This window comes from Rhodococcus sp. O3, from assembly GCF_048897285.1.
GTDB lineage: Bacteria > Actinomycetota > Actinomycetes > Mycobacteriales > Mycobacteriaceae > Rhodococcus.
Map to the genome: position 1 here is coordinate 1 of NZ_JBMBTE010000304.1, position 1,407 is coordinate 1,407.

At 71.2% G+C, this 1,407-nt stretch carries 1 protein-coding gene and 1 pseudogene; both read left to right on the top strand.

Features of this window, described 5'->3' with window-relative positions; genetic code table 11:
- Positions 1–583, top strand: a pseudogene (locus ACN675_RS29130) (hypothetical protein); the annotation flags it as partial.
- Positions 584–743: 160 nt separating this feature from the next.
- A partial coding sequence (locus ACN675_RS29135) for an exonuclease domain-containing protein (RefSeq protein ID WP_420754112.1) occupies positions 744–1,407 on the top strand: 664 nt, incomplete at its 3' end.

Consider the following 1,407-nt stretch of genomic DNA (forward strand, 5'->3'; position numbering starts at 1 on the left):
CGACAAGTCCTGGAACGCACTGGGCAAGGCAGTGGGAGCCGAGCGGGACGCGGCCACCGCGTGCGGCCGTGCCGACGCCGCCGCCAAGACCACCGACCGCCGCTACGCCCCGGTCACCGTGGCGCGCCGGATCGAGAAGCTGACCGCCGAGCTGCGCCGACTCGAACGTGACCGCGACGGCTACTCCCGCACCCTGCACACGAACAAGCAGACCGGCGAGAAGTACGTCGAGACGCACGAGGCCGCGACCGGCAGCTACCGCGAGCGGGTGCTCGCCGAGATCGACCACACGGCCGACGCGATCGCCTACTGGGAAGGCGTGCGCGCACACCAGCTCGCCGAGGGCACCGCCACCGCCTACAGCCGCGAGGTGATCGCCGTGGGCGATCTGGTCCTCTACGCCGGGCATTACCACCGGGTGCTCCGGGTCAATGCGAAGTCCGTGACCGTCGGCTCGCTCGGCGACGGATCGTGGACAGATCGCGTCCCCTACAGCGAGATCCGCGGGCTGCGCGACGCCGACGGGAAAGCGGTGCGCATCGTCGACGGCGCGCGGGTAGTCGAGACCGAAACCGCCGCCTGACCTGCTCCGTCCTTCCGGGGCGCTCGGGAACCCGAGCGCCCCGGCGGTACCGGCTGCGGTTCGCGGGGGCCGTGCCTGGAGAAGCCGGTGCGTACGGTCTGGCCGCACCACGACCACCGGATCCACACGAAGTTCCGACCTGCGAACACGAGAGGTTGTCATGACCGAGACCGTCACCAACCGCCGCCGCGACGAGATCCGCATCGGCCAGCTGTGGACCGACGTCCCCCGCCGGACGTCCCGCCGCACGCTGCGCGTCGACGGATTCGAGGCCGCCGGCCACCTCGGTGCGCGCGTGGCGTGCACCGTCATCCGTTCCCGCGACACCGATACCGGGCAGGGCGCCGAACCCGGCCGCGTCGCGGGTGATCAAGGCCGACAGCCTCCACATCACCGCCGCAGGCAAGGTCTATCGCCTCACCGCCGTGGACGATCCGTGTCCCTCGCTGTGATGCCGGGACCGTCGACCACGATGACCGGAGCTAAGGAGAAACCCGTGCCGAAGAAGATCGAGTCCCCGCGGGCGTGGGCGACGGCCGTGCTCGCCGACGGTGCGGCCTGCATCGTCGATGTGGAGACCACCGGGCTCGGGGGCTCGATCGTCGAGATCGCGGCCATCGATGCCACCACCGGTGCAGTCCTGCTCGACACTCTCGTCGACTGCAGCCCGGTGGAGATCGAACCCGGCGCGCACGCGGTGCACGGGATCACTGCCGCCGATCTGATCGGCGCACCGCGCTGGCCGGAGGCGTTCGCCCAGCTGGTCGCGCTCACCGCCGGACGGCTGATCCTGGCCTACAACGCGCCGTTCGACCGGGACCGGG